The sequence below is a fragment of the Parapedobacter pyrenivorans genome (assembly GCF_014636865.1).
Taxonomy (GTDB): Bacteria; Bacteroidota; Bacteroidia; order Sphingobacteriales; family Sphingobacteriaceae; genus Parapedobacter; species Parapedobacter pyrenivorans.
Genome location: NZ_BMER01000003.1, coordinates 326,510 through 343,286 on the forward strand (window position 1 = coordinate 326,510; position 16,777 = coordinate 343,286).

Below are 16,777 nucleotides of genomic sequence, written 5' to 3' on the forward strand. Positions count from 1 at the left end.
CAAAAAAAATCGGGCTGCCCTTCCAAAAAAGACAGCCCGATTACTTCGTGCTATTCCGCCGTATTTATTCTCCGTATGTTACTTTTGGAATGTGTTTATCAATCTCCCAACGTCCGATTCCTTCTTCACCAATCACGTCAAACATCTCCAGAATCCGACGCGCCACGTATTCTTCCTCAATCTGCTCTTCGAGGAACCATTGGATGAATTGGAAGGTAACAAAATCCTTCAATTTAATACATTTATCCGCAATATTGTTGAATTGCTGCGTCACAAACATCTCCTGTTCGAGCATTTGTTCAAATACACTCCGGAATGATTCGAAGTCGGCCGGTATATTCGCAATCTCCGGTGAAATCGCTTTCCCACCGCGATCATTCACATAGTTGAACAATTTCATCATATGCTTCCGCTCCTCTTCTGATTGCTTTGAAAAGAAATCCGAGCTGAAATCGTACCCTTGGTCATCGCACCAGGATGACATCGCCAGATACACGGATGAAGAATGAGCTTCCACCTTAATTTGGGCATTCAGTATGTTTTCGATTTCTTCGTTCAACGAAGTCTTCAATCTCAATAAATCTTTCATAATGCTATGTACTATTTAGTTCCAACCAACCAGCACCTTAAGTGCCGCTGTATTTCCATACAAAAATACGGAAACTAAATGGCAAAACGCACCAACTAAAAGCAATACGAATTCAGTCTAAATTATCGGAAAATAGGATCGGCCAGACTAATTAATAACTTGCCTGATTGGGCGTTACCTTCAGACATTCATGTACTACGCTATTGAGCTCAATCATAAACTTAGCACCGTCCAATAACTCACGGAGGCTCAATACATCATTGATATCCAACACAAAACAGCGTGGAGTACGGAAAGGCATTACAATGGTGAAATCAGCTGTACGTGATGGATTGATAATCATAGCGGAAATGTCAATGGCATCAATCTTTTTCTTGAAGCCAAAAAAATCACCCACTTTAAATGCAGTCGTATCACCAGCAAACTCCAGCCAGTAGCAATTTTGCCTACTGCATTGATATACCGCACCATGATCGGTTTTATAGACTTCCTCGAAATTAGCTAAAGGACAAACCATTCTGTAAACCAAGTATTAATCGGATGCGAATATACATATTATTTATAATCAGTCCAACTAAATTTGTTTTTCGGGAAACCGGTTCACGCTGAATGAAATAAACAAGGATGAGTGCAAAAAATGTGTTAACTTTGTCTATTGCTCGATCATACAAACCTTTTAATCGAGCCTGAACTTTTAAAAATACCAATTATGAAACCTACCACCAAAGCTAAAACCGTGGCTAGCAATATCCGGCGCGTGCGGGAATACCGAAATTACACCCAGGACTATGTAGCACGAAAAATAGGGATTTCGCAAAATGCGTACAGTAAATTGGAGCTTGGATTCCATAAACTCTCTTTGGAACGACTGTTCCAGATTGCCGACATACTGGGTGTAGAGAGCGCCTCTCTTCTCCACCATGACAACGGTGGAATCGTAAAGCTAGCTGTCGATTCCACCGTTAACCATGCCGTTCATTCACTACCCTAATCAGAGCAGGCTATTCTTATCTACTTTCTCTACCTTGCTGCCGTCTTTTAACGTTTTACTGATGGCATTGAAAGGTCGTGACACCACTTCATCCCCTTCATTAAGTCCGGAAAGGATGCGGATATTTGCATCATCTTGGATTCCGGTAGTCACTTCCGTTTGTTTCACTACCCCATTTTCCAATAAAAACACATATTCTTTCATTTTGGGTGCACCAGCCACGGTCTTAGTGGTATCCGATGCGTTAGTTTCCGTGGTATCGCTGCCGCCTCCCTCGCGCGTAGTCACGGCTTGAATCGGCACCGCCAATCCCGTATCCTTACGGGTATGTATATCAACCGTGGCCGACAATCCCGGACGGAACGGCGAAGTATTCGCTAAATCGTCTCTCAGCAAATCAGCATAGGAGTCGGGCAGTATGCGGACTTTCACATTAAAGTTCGTTACTTGGTCGGTACCTGCCGTCGCTGTAGCTGCCGTTGCGGCATTTGTTGATGAGCTTGCAATCTCGGTGACGATCCCTTTAAATTTCCGCCCCTGAAATGCGTCTACTTCAATCGTCGCCTCGTTATTTACCGCTACCCGGTTGATATCGTTCTCATTGACCTCAACGACCACTTCCATAGCTTCCATATTGGCGATGCGCATGATTTCGGTACCGGCCATCTGCGCCGTTCCCACTACGCGTTCACCAAGCTCTACCGCCAATAATGACACCACCCCATCTGCCGGTGCATATATCGTGGTGCGCGCCAGGTTGTCGCCGGCCTCCTTTACCGATGCTTGCGATTGATCGATGCCGTATTTCGTTACCAGCACATTTTGTCGCTGCCCCTCCAGACTGGCCCGCGCGCTCTCGTAATCGGCCCTTATTTGATCAAACTCAGCTGCGGAAATCACTTTTTTATCAAACAATTCCTTATTCCGCTTGAAATTCGCCTCCAGATTGGCAACGTTCACTTCCTGTTGTTTCAGTTGCTGCTCGGCTACAGCCAGCGTGGCGCGCTGTGCATTCAAGGAAGCCACCGCACGGTCATAACCCGATTGCAGAATGTCTGGTCGTATGCGGCAAAGAATCTGCCCCTTGGTCACCACATCGCCCTCCTTTACGGTAAGCTCGACAATTTCACCCGACACTTCGGAACTCAACTTCACTTCCAATTCGGGATGGATCTTGCCGCTGGCGGATACCTGTTCGTTTACCGTCTTTTTTTCCACTTTATCCGTGGCCACTTTGATAATGTCACCCTGACCAATCCAACCCATTTTATTGGCGATAATGACGAGCACTAACAGGATTGCAGCGCCAATCAGCACATACTTGAGTGTATTTTTCTTCTTTGCCATAGTCTATCTATGATTTTGGTTGTTTATTCGTTCAGTTTTCAACTAGTTATTTTTCTCTTATTGGCTGATGAGAGCTCGACGTAAATAATAATTGCCCTCTGTGTCAATATTATTTACATCTCGGTTTCAAAATTTATTTCATTGCCCAGGTAGAAGTCAATCACCTTACTTCGGAATATCAAATTGTAACGCGCTTGAATATGATCAAATTCCGCCTTGTTCCTGGTGGTTTGCGCGGTGAAAAGCTCCACCGAATTGGCCAACCCTACCTCAAAGCGCTGGCTGAGTACCTCGAATGCATCATTGGCAGAGGCAAAAGCCGTTTCAGTCGAATAATAGCGTTTCTCCGCAGCACGGAGGTCTAGCACGGCCTGATTGATGATTTTATTCAAGTTATTTTTCGCCAATTGTTCATTCGTCAGGGCGTTCTGATAATTGATCTTAGCGCGGCTTACATTCACCCGAGTTTGCAAACCATTGAATATCGGGATACTGAGCGTGATACCTACAGACTGGGCAAAATTTCTACGTATTTGCTTGCCAAACCGCATGGTTGGCGTAGCGAGTTCGATATCAGGAATTGCCGAGGAATAGTTTGTTCCAAGATTCCCTCCCAAACTTAAGCTGGGGTAATAATTGCCCCTAGCTACGGCGATGTTGCGTTCAGCCATCAGCGATTGTTCTTGGGCTACTTTGATATCCGGATAAGCTGTCATTGCTTGCTGATACACCTGCTCCGCACTGTAGACTACTTCAGTATTCTCAAAATCAGCAACTTGTGGCTTAACCAACTCAATTGATACTGATGGCTGCATTTCCATCAATTGCTTTAGATCCAATATAGCTAGGTCATAAGCGTTTTCAGCGGTGGTGACATTGAGCTCATCGGTAGCCACCTGGCTTTTGGCCTGTGATAGGTCCGCCAACGTATTGTTGCCAACTTCAAAATTCGCTTGAGCAACGGCCAACTGTTCTTCTGAAAGTGCCAATTGCTGCTGGCTGGCGGTAAGCAAGTCCATATTCGTTAGGCATTCCAGGTATTTCGTGGCAACGGAAAGCGCGAGATCGTTTTTCACTTTGTCGATGTTGCTTGCATTGGCCATAAGCTGGTGTCTGTTGGCCGCTACCTGGTGTACACGAGAAAAACCCTGGAAAAGAGAAACATCCGCACTAATACCCCCGTTCACATTATTTGCCGACTCCGTAGTCAACTGCCCTACATCGGTGTTGAATGACAAACCCCAGTTTTTACTGCCCGATATTGCTCCGTTTACTGAGGGATAGAAAGTCATCCGGGACAGTAAAAGGTCTTGGTCCGACAACGCATACTGAAATTCCGCTTGCTTCACCTGCAAATTGTTTGTAATCGCCCGTTCGACGGCTTCAAGGATGGTAATTTGTTCTTGAGCCGTGGCCCGACCGATGTAGATGCCAAGGACCCCTAACGTGATCACCAAGCATTTAAAAGCTAAAACTTGTCTACTCATTTAGATTCGTTGTTATTTTTCAGCTTCTTGACCATAGAATTCTGCGACAACCCCTATATTCGCAAAAAAACGAAACCCATGTACCTCACGACAGCACCTTTGTTGTTGCAATGGCTTTATCCGTCACTCACGTGGCACGGTAACAGGTCAAAAAAGCACATTTTTCTCACCTTTGACGATGGTCCGATACCGGATGTTACACCGTTTGTAATAAATACATTAAAAAACTACGATATCCAAGCTACGTTCTTCTGTGTGGGCGAAAATATAAAAAAACATCCTGATTTGTTTGCTTGCCTATTGAAAAATGGTCACCGCATTGGCAATCATACCTACAATCATCTCAATGGATGGAAAACGCCGGACAGCATTTACCTTCAAAATATCGACCGCTGCCAGCAATTGACACAGACCAATTTATTTCGCCCCCCTTACGGCCGTGGCACGCGCTCGCAATATAAATATCTTCAGAAGAACTACGACATCATCATGTGGGATGTGCTTAGCGGTGATTTCGACACCAAAATCAGTCCTGAAAAATGCTTGCGTAACGTCATCACGCATACGCGAAACGGCTCTATCGTTGTTTTCCATGATAACGTTAAAGCCACTCCACGCATCCACTATGCGCTACCACGGGCCATCGAGCATTGGCTGGCCGAAGGATATGAGTTTGGGGTATTGTAACAGGTAATGGCCGATAGCCTATTGCACGATCGTCGAAATCTCCGACATGGCGTGCGCACTGAAATAACCCAATGCACCATCACCAAAAACAGAGGGCGGATTTGCCGGAGCGGCTGTTCCGGGATTGATGGATTGTACGGCGTTCCAGAAATCATAGGCGGCTTTATCAATGCACTGCATCTGCACAACAACTGAATCACCGCTGAACAGCTCGACATCGAAATCGGCCAAGTCTTCACTGATGTACTTTCCGTCGTTAAACTTATCGCGCGTCACATATAGCATTTCAAAAGCCCGGCCATTCACACTCCATAGGTAACGGTAGTAATTCGGCACCTCGGGTGGATCTTGGTATTTGATACTAATGAATTTCTGTTCCTCTCCAAATAGGTTTCTGACCGCCGTGCCGATGGAATCTGCAGTGACCAGATTGGGCATCGTAGACGTTGCCGTAAACTCACGCCCCGCTACGCGCACGTGCAGGTCATACCGTTCATTTTGCCTTCCCTGGAAATTTGCGGCCACGTATGATCCAGGAGTTTTCTCGACAAATCGAAAAACCCGACCACTTCCAGCTACCACCTCCACCTCCGCCCCCGATACCGGCTCAGACGCGTAATCTTTATCAAAAGCTACTGTACGGCTGATGGTCACCTGCTGTTCATTCGCCCAATTACTCACCACGCCCACGATTACCAACTGTGGATTGGCGCCGTTCAGATTGACATTAATAACATCTTCGCATGAAGACCACAATAACGTGGATAATAACAGGATAAAAAGAAAGATATGACGCATCGCTTTAAAACTTAAAATTCCATGTTACCGAAGGTATAATGCCAAATAACGCAATCCGATAAGCCTCCGTTACGTTGGGATTCGCTTCATTTTCCCTGAAATCGATGATATACGCATTCTTGCGGTTGTAGGCATTGTAGACACCAAATGTCCAACTGGATTTGAACCGTTTGAACGCCGTTGACTCCCACGTTGCCCCCAGATCAAGCCGGTGGTAATCTGGCATACGATAGCCATTCCTTTCGGTATAGTACCAAAGTGTGCGCCCATCTACAGAATACTTACCACTGGGGAATGTCACGGCATTGCCTGTACTATAAACGAATGTGGCCGAGAGGTTCCAGCGGGGCGACAGTTGATACATCCCCACAACGGATACATCATGTGTACGGTCTTGCCGCGCGGCAAACCAATTCCCACCGTTGATACCGTCAAACCGACGCTCGCTTCTCGACAACGCGTAGCTCAGCCACCCGTTCAGCTTTCCCGTCCGCTTTTTCAGGAACAGTTCAACACCGTAAGCCTGCCCGATCCCATATAGCAATTCGGCCTCGATATGCTCATTAGCCTGCAAATCCGCAGCATTGCGATAGTCGATCTGATTTTGCATGTACTTATAATACGATTCAACCGAAAACTCGTACCGATTGTCTCCGAAGTTCTGGTAATAGCCCAATGCGGTTTGGTCGGCCAGCTGTGGCTTGATATTGTTGCTGCTCATCACCCAAGCATCGGTAGGCAAACTAGATGTCGAATTTGACAATTGGTGCAGGTGCTGCGCATTGTGATTATACGAAAGTTTAAGGCTATTATTTTCCTGCAGTTGGTAGCTTAGTGATAGTCGAGGCTCAAGATTGATATAATACTGCGCTACTTCGCCGCGCCCATATACCTGGCTTGAACGCACATCGCCGTCAGCGTCGTATTCGTAGAACGTGCCGGGACCGAAAAGCAGGAAGTTGTTTACCCGGAGCCCATAGATCAGGTTCAATCGCTCGGTAGGCTTCCATTCGTGCGAGAGGTATCCCGCCAATTCCATCCCCGTCCGGTCTTCGAGCCGCAAGCTATTCACGGCTGTGTTTTCATCAGCATCGATATTAGCGGGCGAAATGCCCTGTTGAAGCAAATTGACCCCAAAGCGCCAGGTACTCTTATTTGACGCAAAAAGCTGAAAATCCTGCTTCAGGTTATAATTCTGTATGCGGGAGGCGATAACGAAATTAAACTCCTCGTTTTCGATGTTGACGTTATAATTAAAATTGCTGTATACGAAGGTGGTATTCGAAAACAAGCGGCTATTCAGCACATGGTTCCATCTTAGCGTGCCCGTTGCGTTGCCCCAGTCAAAACCAAAAAGACGGGAATAGCCCAATACGTCACGGCCGAAATACCCTGAAAGAAAGACCGTATTCCGCTCATTGAATCGATAGTTAGCTTTCGCATTCAGGTCATAGAAGTATAGCCGGCTGTTATTAATATCTTCGTCATTGGATAATTTAAGAAACAGGTCAGCATAAGTCCTACGCCCACTGACCATAAACGACCCCCGGTCTTTCACGATCGGCCCATCCACCTTCAACCGCGACGCAATAAGCCCAATACCACCTTCCGCCCCTAAGGATTTCTTATTCCCATCCAGCATGGTGATATCGAGCACAGATGCTAGTCGACCACCATACTGGGCCGGCATACCACCCTTATACAGATTTACATCCTTGATCGCGTCCGAATTGAATGTGGAGAAAAAGCCGAAGAGGTGGGACGCATTGTATACCATGGCTTCATCCAACAAAATCAGGTTCTGATCACCCGAGCCACCGCGCACGAAGAAATTGCTACTTCCCTCACCACCAGAAAGTACACCCGGAAGCAGCTGAATGGTTTTCAGCACATCCCTTTCGCCCATCAATACCGGTACGTGCTTGATTTCGCTAACGTCTACGCGGGTCATCCCCATCTGCGGGCTGCGTACATTTTCACTGGAAGACGACTGATTGATGACCACTTCATCCAACAACGCACCACTGCGCAAATCGATATCAACGATCGTATCCGCCATCAAGCTGACATCCATTTCCTGCGCGGTGTAGCCGACGTGCGAAATAACCAGCAAGTGATTCCCCTCTGGCAATGTAAGGGAATAAAAACCGTAGTTATTGGCGCGCGCACCCGCTGAGGGATCAGATTTCAACCGTACACTCGCCCCGACCAGGGTCTCTCCGGTAAGCGCATCGCGGACGTGGCCGCTTACGGTGTGGGTGGTTTGGGATACCGCATCGAGGGATAAACCGGCAAGAATCGAAATGAAAATAAAATAGAATCTGCAAAACAGCGTAAAGGACATGTCGTTATATCAAATCAAAATGGCAAGCACGTACCACCTAGTTAAACTCCATTTTAGCCCACAATATTACATGGATTATTCCAATTAATGTTCGAAATCACGATATTTCATTCCTTTATGATTAATCAGAAGACCAACACAATTACAATACACTGTTTATCAGCATATTATTAAATACAACTACTAATAAATCGCACCAGCAGACATATCAATCACGCTCGGTGGTTTACAAAATTAGTGATACAAATACCCACATTTAAAAATAAGTTCGTAGTATTGGAGGCAAACAAGCTAATAAATCAAAAAAACATCACAGAATCTTTGAAATGGAAAATCTAAAAAATTCACTATCTGTTGCTTTTGCCGTTGTATTTCTGGCCGCCTGCGGATCCGGACAAAAGACCGAAGAAGGCCAAGACTCCACCGCAGCGACAACAACGGTTGAAAACGACGGCTGGGTGTCACTATTCGATGGGCAAACCACCAATGGTTGGCATACCTACCTAAGGGACACGGCGTCTGCAGGCTGGACAGCCCAAAATGGCGAACTGCGTTTCAACCCGGAAGTACCACGTGAAGAACGTGGCGATATTGTCACTGACGGCGAATATGAAAATTACGAACTCGAGTTGGAATGGCAAATTTCATCGGGCGGTAACAGCGGCATCATCTTCAGCGTGCACGAAGACCCAAAATTCAGCGCCACTTACCAAACCGGCATTGAAATGCAAGTATTGGACAACATCGATGCCGGTGACAACAAAATTGAAAACCACCTCGCTGGCTCGTTGTATGACATGATTGGCAGCAAAGAAGTGTCGCAGCCCAAGCCAGTAGGCGAATGGAACCAGGCACGTATCTTGAAAAACAATGGTCAGATTACCCTGTGGCTCAATGGCGTGCAGACGGCCGATGTCACCATCGGAACGCCAGAATGGGAGCAGGTATTGACTGCAAGCAAATTTAAGGATTGGACCGATTTTGCCAAGTATCCCAAAGGTAAAATTGCCCTCCAGGATCACGGCAATGTGGTAGCTTACCGCAACATCCGCATCAAGGAACTTTAATCAGTGACTGGTGGTCGGAGGCTGGTTATTACGTATCACCGCCCCGACCACCGTTTACAGATCTCCAACTACCAATCACTCAAACCCGACTACATCCTTCTTCTTTTTCGATCGGAGTTTCTTGGGCACAGAAGCAATGATTTCCTTTTCGAGTACCTCAATGGCCAGCTTCTTCAGGAAATTATGGGTGGTCACCAGACTGATTTCACGCACCGGCTCAGGCGCTTTGAAATACCGTACCCTGGCCAACCGATCCTCGTCGAAATCCTCAATGCTCAGCTCAGGCAGAATGGTGCTACCCGAATTACTGTCGACCATCCGTTTCAAGGTTTCCACGCTCCCCGTATTGTATTCGAACGTGCCGTGTGGGTCCATGCTCCGTTTCCGCTGGCAAATATTCAACACCTGCCCACGCATACAATGCCCTTCGGTGAGCAGCCACAGCTTGTCGCTGAGGATATCATCAGACGTCACCTCTCGTTTTTCTACCAGTTTGCTCTGCGGAGAGATATAAGCCACAAATGGCTCGTAGAACAGTGGCCTTTCAATCAAGGCCTGATCGTACACCGGCGTGGAGAGCACCCCGCAATCCAGCAATCCTACTTTCAGTTCGCTGACGATTTTGTCCGTTGTATATTCCCAAATCTGCAATTGCAGCTTGGGAAACTTCTGCATGAAACTGCCCAATACCCGCGGTAGCAGGTAAGGGGCGATTGTGGGGATGACGCCGATGCGCAACTCGCCTTCCAATTCGCCATTTTCCAATTGCACCAGCTCATTGATCTTCCGGCTCTCGGTAAGTACTATCCGGGCCTGTTTGATGATTTCAACGCCTACCTCGGTAGGCACGATCGGCTGCCGGCTACGGTTAAAAATACGCGCCCCGATAGACTCTTCCAGCTTTTGGATTTGCATACTCAGGGTCGGTTGCGTCACGAAACATTTTTCGGCAGCAGCAACAAAGCTGCGGTAAGTATCTACCGCTATAATATATTCCAATTGTACCAGCGTCATGATATCGATAAAAGTGATGCAAAGGTACAAAAACGAAGCCATCTGTGACCAGCAAAAATGCACAATGCCGTTAACATACTGTTACCGATGACGTGTTTTTTCATTATTCGAGAACGTTTTTATTGCGCGTCGTGTTGCCCTGTTCATCGGAATGTCATCACCTCCTTGAGCGGCGCAATTACCTGTTTTTTTTGCCTACCTCGCTTATCAGCCGTTGCACACGGGAAATAAGATCGCTTACATTAAATGGCTTTTTTAGAAACTCCGATCCCACACATTCGCTTCCAACATCGTCATAAGCCGCTGACATAACGACAATGGGAATATTAGCCGTGTCCTGCGCCGAACGGAGTTTCTTGCAAATGTCCAGGCCATTTCCGTCAGGAAGCATGATATCCAATAGAAATAGGTCTGGCTTAGCTTTCCTCAATCCTGCCCAAAATCTGGCCACCCTGTCATAGCTTATTACTTCAAAACCTGCTTCTGACAAAATAAACTCGACCAATTCACGGATGTCTTGATCGTCTTCCAAAACTGCAACCTTCTTTTCCATCAAAAAACAATTCTCCGCACTTGTAGTTACTGCTATACATTATAATATACGCAACGTAGGAAGGTTTGGATTTCGATTTAGAAAAATCACACAATACTGCAGGTTACCGAATTCCGGTTGTAACGGATTTCCTCATCCTGTCCGTGAGGCCTAGATTTTGCCCGCTACCACCATTTGGTCCAACGTAGGCTGTTTGCTACCTCCTACTGGCTCGACTGTGATGGCAAACATTTCCACGTCTGCCAAAGCAATCATTTGTTGAAGGGTCTGTTGCGAATCATGCGACTCATAGACCCCTGCGCTGACAGGTTTGCCGGCCACGATACCCCACAGCTGATATTGCTTGTCCGTCGGTAACTCCGGTAAGTTGGTTGGTTTGAGGTATACCGTGTGGGACACATTATGCCAATAGACCAACGCCCGGTTATCATCGTGGCCTGGAACGCCACTGAGTACTACGGCCTTGAAAGCGGGGTCTCCGATCACATCCAGTTCTTGGTGAGCCTCCTGGATTTGCGCCATGAACGTTTCATTTTGCGCAATCAAGTCGGTTTTTTCTTGCTCCAACTGGCGTATTTGCTGCCGGAAATCAGCCATTTTAAACAAATGAAAAGCAACACTTGCAACAAATAGTAAAGAAGCCGCAATAGCAAGGACGCGGGTGATGCGATGGGTTTTTGTTTCTCCGATACCGGCGCTGAATCCCGGTGTAGCATCAACTGTTGGCGTTTCATTCATTTGGCCTTGATCGACCAACGCTTTAAAAATCTTATCTTTAGTATTAGCGGGCGGTGTTTTACCATGCAACAGGGCATAATTCATCAATGCATCTTCTGCCTCGCGCAGCGCTTGCCGCACTTCGGGGTATTGCTCAGACAGCTTTACTACCTCGGCATCTTCTGCAGGAGAAGTTAAACCAAGTACATGGTTTTCAATGATCCCTGATGATATGTATTCCTGTATATTCAACGTTAAACAAACAAATGTTTCAATTTCAATAGTGCTGCCCTTGCACGCGTCTTTACAGTTCCCAAAGGCACATTTAGCTCCTTCGCAATTTCTTCTTGTGTATATCCCTGGAAATAAGCCAAATCAATGATTGCCTTTTGTTCTATTGTAAGCTCATCGATTACTTTATTCAACCCAAGGTGATCGGTTTTAATATGATCGGTATAGTCTCCAGGGGCTAATGGTGTTGCCTCGGTCAGCGTTTCGGTCTTGCTGTTATTCTTGGACCGCGAGGATCGGATGTAGTCGATAGCTAGGTTTCTAGCGATATTGATCATCCAAGTAAATAGCCGGCCTTTACTGGCATCGTACTGTTCGATATTCCTCCATATCTTAATAAACGCTTCTTGCATCACGTCTGCCGCCTCATCCGCATCGCTGATCACCTTGCAAATCACACCATATACAGCCGCGGAATAGTTGTCATACAAATAGTTATACGCCCGTTGGCTCTTGAGTTTCAACAACTCAACCAGTTCGGATTCCGTGTATGGCAGTTTTGAGGACAAATTGCTTCTGTAGTCGTAATTCCCGGTAATGATAGCTTTTTTTTCTTGTTTCTGAAAAATAATTCCAATTTAACTGTCGGCCCTAGTGAACCCATCTGACCCGAATGCTGGCCAATATTGCATCCGAGCTGCCTTACATACGGAAAGTCCGTTCCCTCGGATTTGTGGATCGTGATTTTTATTTTTTTATCGAGCGCTAAATCCGAAGTCCTGTAGGCCTCGTATATACAGCTGCGTACCATCAAGTAGCGCTAGGTTTAATTAACTAAATGATACAATCCATGAAAAATTCGATTGAAAAAACAGACGGTCAGCTCCTGTCAGTAGATGGGGTGGCCGAAACATCGGTTAAGCGGCGGCAATTTCTCAAATACGCGGGCGCGGGAGCTGCTGCGGCAGCGTTGGTGGCTTTGGGATGCAAAAAGGATAATCCCGGCCCGGGTATGGGAGGCAACGAGTTTTATTTTGGCAGTGGTGACATTGCTATTCTGAATTACGCTTATGCATTGGAGCAACTAGAGGCTGCATTTTACACAGAAGTTGTAGCCAACCCCTACAGCAGTATTTCGGATTGGGAACGTGCGCTGATGACGGACATCAGGGATCATGAAATTGCCCACCGCGAATTTTTTAAAGCCGCGCTTGGTCAACAGGCGATTGCATCGTTGACGTTCGATTTCTCTGCCATTAATTTCTCAAGCAGAGGCAGTGTATTAGCAACGGCCAAGACATTTGAAGATCTCGGCGTATCGGCTTACAACGGTGCCGGTTGGTTGATAGCGGATGTCAACTACCTGGCATTGGCAGGCAAAATCGTATCGGTTGAGGCGAGGCATGCCGCCTTGGTTCGCGACCTGATTGAGAATGGATCGTTTGCCAATGATGAGGTGATTGACTCGAACGGACTAGACCTTTCAAATAGCCCTACGGTGGTCTTGCAAGCAGCTGCACCATTTATCAAATCACCGATAGACGTAACAGATTTACCCACTTACTAACGAAAAACACCATGAACTTATTCAGCATATTCGATGAAATCACACACGTGGATCCGGAATTCCACGAACGCATAAGTCCACGCAGAGCGGCTATCAAAAATATCGCTTCGATGGGCACCAAAGTAGCCTTTGCGGCCATGCCTTTCATGCTGGGGTCGTTATTTAAAAAGGCCTATGGCCAGGTACCCACCGATGTAACCGGCGTGCTCAATTACGCGCTTACTTTAGAGTACCTGGAGGCCGAATTCTATACGATGGGCGCAGCTGCGTCCGGCTTGGTCCCTTCGGGCCCACCGAGGGGCGCTATTACCACCATACGCGACCATGAAGTCGCACATGTGGCATTCCTAAAACAAGTGCTTGGATCGGACGCAGTTTCCAAGCCTAGTTTTGATTTTACGGCCGGAGGAACCTTTAACAACGTCTTTACCGATTATGACACGTTTCTGGCGCTTGCTCAAGCATTTGAAGATACAGGTGTAAGGGCATACAAAGGGCAGGCCGGATTATTAAAGGGCAACCAGGTTGTATTGACCGCGGCACTGCAGATCCATGCAGCTGAAGCCCGCCACGCATCACATATCCGGCAAATGAGACGCGCCCGGGGAGGTGCAGCCGGCAGCCAAAAACCGTGGATAACTGGGGCAAATGACAGTGGAATAGGTGCCGTGGTAGACCCCATATACGCTGGCGAGGACAATGTAATGCAAGCCGATGTGGATATCACCTCCTTAAATGGAGTGGGAGGCAAACTGTCCGCTGATGCGGCAACCCAGTCTTTTGACGAACCGCTGACTGCAGAAGCGGTTTTGGCCATTGCGGGATTATTTATTAAGTAAGGGACAAAAGTCCTGCTAAGAGAACAAAGTCCTGCCCCTTCGGAGCAGGACTTTTGCCATTTGGTCGCATCAAAACTCCTTTTCTCCAAACTCGCTTCTCGGAAGTGTAATCTGGCGCGTCAGCCGATTCAGATTGAACGAAAGGCTAAGCATAATCACGTCCGTTTCATAAATATAGTTGGTGGTAGTATAAAAGTCCGGCGCCCAAGTGGTAATCCGTTGCTCATTACTGGGTAAAATACCTAGCCCGATATGCTGCCATTGCACAAGCGCAGTCAATGCACCCGCCATAAATGTATGCTTTAATGACAGATTGGGCGAAAGGAAACGCGAGTCTTCTCCCTGCACCGTCGGCCTAGCAGACAAATAATTTACATTACCCTGGACACTGAATTGCTGGGTTAGCTGAAAATTAGCATTGCCGTTAATCGAATACACCCAAGCCTGATTTTCGCGGGCTTCTAGGTAATCCAAAACAACCCCGGTTGTGCGGCTATGGTACACGTTAGTACCCAAATATAGCTGCATCCATTTCGTTGGCGAATAGTTAGTACCGAGCTCGAAGCCAATGCGGTTCGCCCGATCGGCATTGGTAAAGACGCGATTCAATATAGTATCCGCAAATACACTGTTGACGCGTTGGATGGGGTTCTTAATATCCTGAAAATATGCGGTTGCAAAGAATGAGCCCTGCTTAAAATCACGTATCATCCCTAGCTCAGCCAAATAGATAAATTCCGGCAACAGGTTCGCGTCACCTTGTTCCAGCGTTTCTGAGTGCTCCCGCTCGGGAATGGGATTCAATTCAAAATTACTGGTGCGTTGCACCCTCCTGGAGATACCAGCCTTGGTTTTCCACCCATTGTCAAAACTATACAGCACGCTTGCAGAAGGAAACAAATTGTGCAAAGTCAGTTGGTAATCATCCTCACTGATGGAATTGACATCCAGATTGCGATTGGCATACTCATAACGCAATCCGCCCATATACTCCAACCGGTCGGACTTGCCTGAATACTGAGAATAGACCGAATGAATTTGATTGATTGCCTTTACCTCACCAGTAAACGCAGGCACCGTTGTAAAACCAGTCTCACCGGCCTCCTTTACGGAATACACGAATTGACCATGCTGTTTATCCAACCGGTATTGGTAACCACTTTCCCACATCCCCTGCCCTATCGGTATAGCGACGTCGACTTTTCCACGGAATCCATCTAACGGATTCCGGTAGGTGCTTACCGTATTTTGAATGGTATCGGCAGCCACGATATTTCGGTTTAGCGTCGAGCCATTCAGGCCGGCATGTTCATAAAGCGTTGAAAAACTAAGCTTGGCGCCATTTGAAAAGGTATGGCTGTAATCGAGGTTTCCCAAGAGAAAGTCGCCCTGCTTGTTTTGCAGGTTAGGATTGAAATATTGATTCCATCCAATGACGGTACCCGTACCGAGCTCGGTCGTAACGTTATCATAATGGATATCCGCCACCCGATCCTGGAACTTGTGGCCAGCGAAGAAACCGGCAGAGACTTCGTTGCGGGTGTTCGGCGTAAAGACAATGTTGAACCGCCCACCATAGTTGTATTTATCGAAGCTACGCTCACCGTACGACGGAAACGATGTTTTGTGATTATCTACTAGCGTAAAGACATCCCCGTCTCGGAGGCCGGCGTTATCATTGCGAAGGTAGTTGGCACCCAATGAAACATCCCATTTTCCACGCCGGTAATTTGCCGTAACATCAGCACCATAACGTTGCTGTCTTTCGGCATTGTCATAATCATTGGTGGATGGTAATCCGCCCTGGATATTGGTAATGACAGCGAGTCCATCACCTGCCCCTTTTTTTGTCGTCACATTGATGATACCACCCCTGCCATCGGGGTCGTACTTGGCTGAAGGCGAAGTAATCAATTCGATGTTTTCCACCTGATTGGCGGGCAGTTGGCTAAGAAAAGTTGTAGCATCGGATTGTATGGGCTTTCCGTTGACCAATACGAGGAATCCCTGAGCGCCCCGCATGGTGATCTGGCCCTGTCCGTCTACGGAAACAGCTGGCATATTGCGAATTACGTCTATTGCCGTACCCCCTTTGGCAGCATCGAATTGCTCCGCACGGTAGACCTGTTTGTCGATCTTGTTGAAGCTTTGCAGCCGCTGGCCGGTTACCTGCGCTTCATTTAAGAACCGCGGGTCCACGTTGAGCGCTATGCTGCCTATATCAACGACTTGCCTATCTGCCACCACTATCCGCAATGATTCGGCCGTCTTGTAGCCTAAAAATTGTAGACGGACGAAATAATTACCTCGCTTCACGTCATCGAATAGAAAGCGACCATCAGCATCGGAAAGTTGGCCATCGATTAAGGAAGAGTCTTTGGCTAAGCACAGGGAAACGCTGACGAAAGCCAATGGGCTTTCTGCCGCCTTATCAAATGCGATGCCGCTAATAGATCCTGTTTGTGCAGTGAGTTCTCCTGTTAATAACGCTAGAAAACCTGTAAGCAATAGGTATGATTTTTTCATTTTTTCATTGATATTGGCCA

16 protein-coding genes are annotated in these 16,777 nt (G+C 47.0%); 5 read left to right on the top strand and 11 right to left on the bottom strand.

Annotation, left to right across the window (positions count from 1 at the left end; all coding sequences use genetic code 11):
• Positions 1-64 precede the first annotated feature (64 nt).
• Both IEV98_RS16240 and IEV98_RS16245 read right to left on the bottom strand, forming a co-directional pair.
• Positions 65-589, bottom strand: a complete 525-nt coding sequence (locus IEV98_RS16240) for a ferritin (protein WP_188507070.1) — start codon at positions 587-589, stop codon at positions 65-67.
• Between the two features lie 151 nt (positions 590-740).
• Entirely contained in the window at positions 741-1,106 is a 366-nt protein-coding gene (locus tag IEV98_RS16245; RefSeq protein WP_188507071.1) for a hypothetical protein, read from the bottom strand.
• A gap of 192 nt (positions 1,107-1,298) precedes the next feature.
• Here IEV98_RS16245 and IEV98_RS16250 point away from each other — a divergent pair, with 192 nt between their 5' ends.
• Positions 1,299-1,580: a helix-turn-helix domain-containing protein gene (locus IEV98_RS16250; RefSeq protein ID WP_188507072.1), complete on the top strand. Its 282-nt coding sequence runs from the start codon at positions 1,299-1,301 to the stop codon at positions 1,578-1,580.
• Here IEV98_RS16250 and IEV98_RS16255 read toward each other — a convergent pair whose 3' ends face one another.
• Both IEV98_RS16255 and IEV98_RS16260 read right to left on the bottom strand, forming a co-directional pair.
• Positions 1,581-2,927 (bottom strand): efflux RND transporter periplasmic adaptor subunit, encoded by a 1,347-nt coding sequence (locus tag IEV98_RS16255; protein WP_188507073.1) that lies wholly within the window; start codon positions 2,925-2,927, stop codon positions 1,581-1,583.
• Between the two features lie 113 nt (positions 2,928-3,040).
• Positions 3,041-4,414 (bottom strand): TolC family protein, encoded by a 1,374-nt coding sequence (locus IEV98_RS16260; protein ID WP_188507074.1) that lies wholly within the window; start codon positions 4,412-4,414, stop codon positions 3,041-3,043.
• Positions 4,415-4,492: 78 nt separating this feature from the next.
• On the opposite strand from IEV98_RS16260, the gene IEV98_RS16265 reads away from it, so the two are divergent.
• Positions 4,493-5,101 (top strand): polysaccharide deacetylase family protein, encoded by a 609-nt coding sequence (locus IEV98_RS16265; RefSeq protein ID WP_188507075.1) that lies wholly within the window; start codon positions 4,493-4,495, stop codon positions 5,099-5,101.
• Positions 5,102-5,119: 18 nt separating this feature from the next.
• On the opposite strand, the gene IEV98_RS16270 is transcribed toward IEV98_RS16265, so the two are convergent.
• Both IEV98_RS16270 and IEV98_RS16275 read right to left on the bottom strand, forming a co-directional pair.
• Positions 5,120-5,899, bottom strand: coding sequence for a DUF4249 domain-containing protein (locus tag IEV98_RS16270; RefSeq protein WP_188507076.1), 780 nt, complete (start codon positions 5,897-5,899; stop codon positions 5,120-5,122).
• Between the two features lie 4 nt (positions 5,900-5,903).
• Positions 5,904-8,243, bottom strand: a complete 2,340-nt coding sequence (locus IEV98_RS16275) for a TonB-dependent receptor (RefSeq protein WP_188507077.1) — start codon at positions 8,241-8,243, stop codon at positions 5,904-5,906.
• 326 nt (positions 8,244-8,569) lie between these two features.
• On the opposite strand from IEV98_RS16275, the gene IEV98_RS16280 reads away from it, so the two are divergent.
• Positions 8,570-9,310 carry a 3-keto-disaccharide hydrolase gene (locus IEV98_RS16280; RefSeq protein WP_188507078.1) on the top strand — a complete coding sequence of 247 codons (741 nt, stop codon included), beginning with the start codon at positions 8,570-8,572 and terminating at the stop codon, positions 9,308-9,310.
• 75 nt (positions 9,311-9,385) lie between these two features.
• Here the strand turns inward: IEV98_RS16280 and IEV98_RS16285 are convergent, their stop codons facing one another.
• From IEV98_RS16285 to IEV98_RS16300, 4 genes are all read right to left on the bottom strand, one after another.
• Positions 9,386-10,324 (bottom strand): hydrogen peroxide-inducible genes activator, encoded by a 939-nt coding sequence (locus IEV98_RS16285; RefSeq protein WP_188507218.1) that lies wholly within the window; start codon positions 10,322-10,324, stop codon positions 9,386-9,388.
• A gap of 178 nt (positions 10,325-10,502) precedes the next feature.
• Complete coding sequence (locus IEV98_RS16290; protein ID WP_188507079.1) at positions 10,503-10,877, bottom strand: response regulator transcription factor; 375 nt, start codon at positions 10,875-10,877, stop codon at positions 10,503-10,505.
• Positions 10,878-11,027: 150 nt separating this feature from the next.
• On the bottom strand, positions 11,028-11,846 hold the full coding sequence (locus IEV98_RS16295) for an anti-sigma factor (protein ID WP_188507080.1): 819 nt from the start codon (positions 11,844-11,846) through the stop codon (positions 11,028-11,030).
• A 2-nt stretch (positions 11,847-11,848) separates the two neighbouring features.
• Positions 11,849-12,394, bottom strand: a complete 546-nt coding sequence (locus tag IEV98_RS16300; RefSeq protein ID WP_188507081.1) for an RNA polymerase sigma factor — start codon at positions 12,392-12,394, stop codon at positions 11,849-11,851.
• Between the two features lie 281 nt (positions 12,395-12,675).
• On the opposite strand from IEV98_RS16300, the gene IEV98_RS16305 reads away from it, so the two are divergent.
• Both IEV98_RS16305 and IEV98_RS16310 read left to right on the top strand, forming a co-directional pair.
• Positions 12,676-13,392: a ferritin-like domain-containing protein gene (locus tag IEV98_RS16305; protein WP_188507082.1), complete on the top strand. Its 717-nt coding sequence runs from the start codon at positions 12,676-12,678 to the stop codon at positions 13,390-13,392.
• An 11-nt stretch (positions 13,393-13,403) separates the two neighbouring features.
• Complete coding sequence (locus IEV98_RS16310; RefSeq protein WP_188507083.1) at positions 13,404-14,231, top strand: ferritin-like domain-containing protein; 828 nt, start codon at positions 13,404-13,406, stop codon at positions 14,229-14,231.
• Positions 14,232-14,300: 69 nt separating this feature from the next.
• On the opposite strand, the gene IEV98_RS16315 is transcribed toward IEV98_RS16310, so the two are convergent.
• Positions 14,301-16,757, bottom strand: a complete 2,457-nt coding sequence (locus IEV98_RS16315) for a TonB-dependent receptor (RefSeq protein WP_188507084.1) — start codon at positions 16,755-16,757, stop codon at positions 14,301-14,303.
• Positions 16,758-16,777 lie beyond the last annotated feature (20 nt).

Excerpts from the sequence above, each read along its gene's own strand:
- IEV98_RS16240 (WP_188507070.1), bottom strand. The coding sequence starts at position 589 with ATGAAAGATTTATTGAGATTGAAGACTTCGTTGAACGAAGAAATCGAA.
- IEV98_RS16245 (WP_188507071.1), bottom strand. The coding sequence starts at position 1,106 with ATGGTTTGTCCTTTAGCTAATTTCGAGGAAGTCTATAAAACCGATCAT.
- IEV98_RS16250 (WP_188507072.1), top strand. The coding sequence starts at position 1,299 with ATGAAACCTACCACCAAAGCTAAAACCGTGGCTAGCAATATCCGGCGC.
- IEV98_RS16255 (WP_188507073.1), bottom strand. The coding sequence starts at position 2,927 with ATGGCAAAGAAGAAAAATACACTCAAGTATGTGCTGATTGGCGCTGCA.
- IEV98_RS16260 (WP_188507074.1), bottom strand. The coding sequence starts at position 4,414 with ATGAGTAGACAAGTTTTAGCTTTTAAATGCTTGGTGATCACGTTAGGG.
- IEV98_RS16265 (WP_188507075.1), top strand. The coding sequence starts at position 4,493 with ATGTACCTCACGACAGCACCTTTGTTGTTGCAATGGCTTTATCCGTCA.
- IEV98_RS16270 (WP_188507076.1), bottom strand. The coding sequence starts at position 5,899 with ATGCGTCATATCTTTCTTTTTATCCTGTTATTATCCACGTTATTGTGG.
- IEV98_RS16275 (WP_188507077.1), bottom strand. The coding sequence starts at position 8,243 with ATGTCCTTTACGCTGTTTTGCAGATTCTATTTTATTTTCATTTCGATT.
- IEV98_RS16280 (WP_188507078.1), top strand. The coding sequence starts at position 8,570 with ATGGAAAATCTAAAAAATTCACTATCTGTTGCTTTTGCCGTTGTATTT.
- IEV98_RS16285 (WP_188507218.1), bottom strand. The coding sequence starts at position 10,324 with ATGACGCTGGTACAATTGGAATATATTATAGCGGTAGATACTTACCGC.
- IEV98_RS16290 (WP_188507079.1), bottom strand. The coding sequence starts at position 10,877 with ATGGAAAAGAAGGTTGCAGTTTTGGAAGACGATCAAGACATCCGTGAA.
- IEV98_RS16305 (WP_188507082.1), top strand. The coding sequence starts at position 12,676 with ATGAAAAATTCGATTGAAAAAACAGACGGTCAGCTCCTGTCAGTAGAT.
- IEV98_RS16310 (WP_188507083.1), top strand. The coding sequence starts at position 13,404 with ATGAACTTATTCAGCATATTCGATGAAATCACACACGTGGATCCGGAA.
- IEV98_RS16315 (WP_188507084.1), bottom strand. The coding sequence starts at position 16,757 with ATGAAAAAATCATACCTATTGCTTACAGGTTTTCTAGCGTTATTAACA.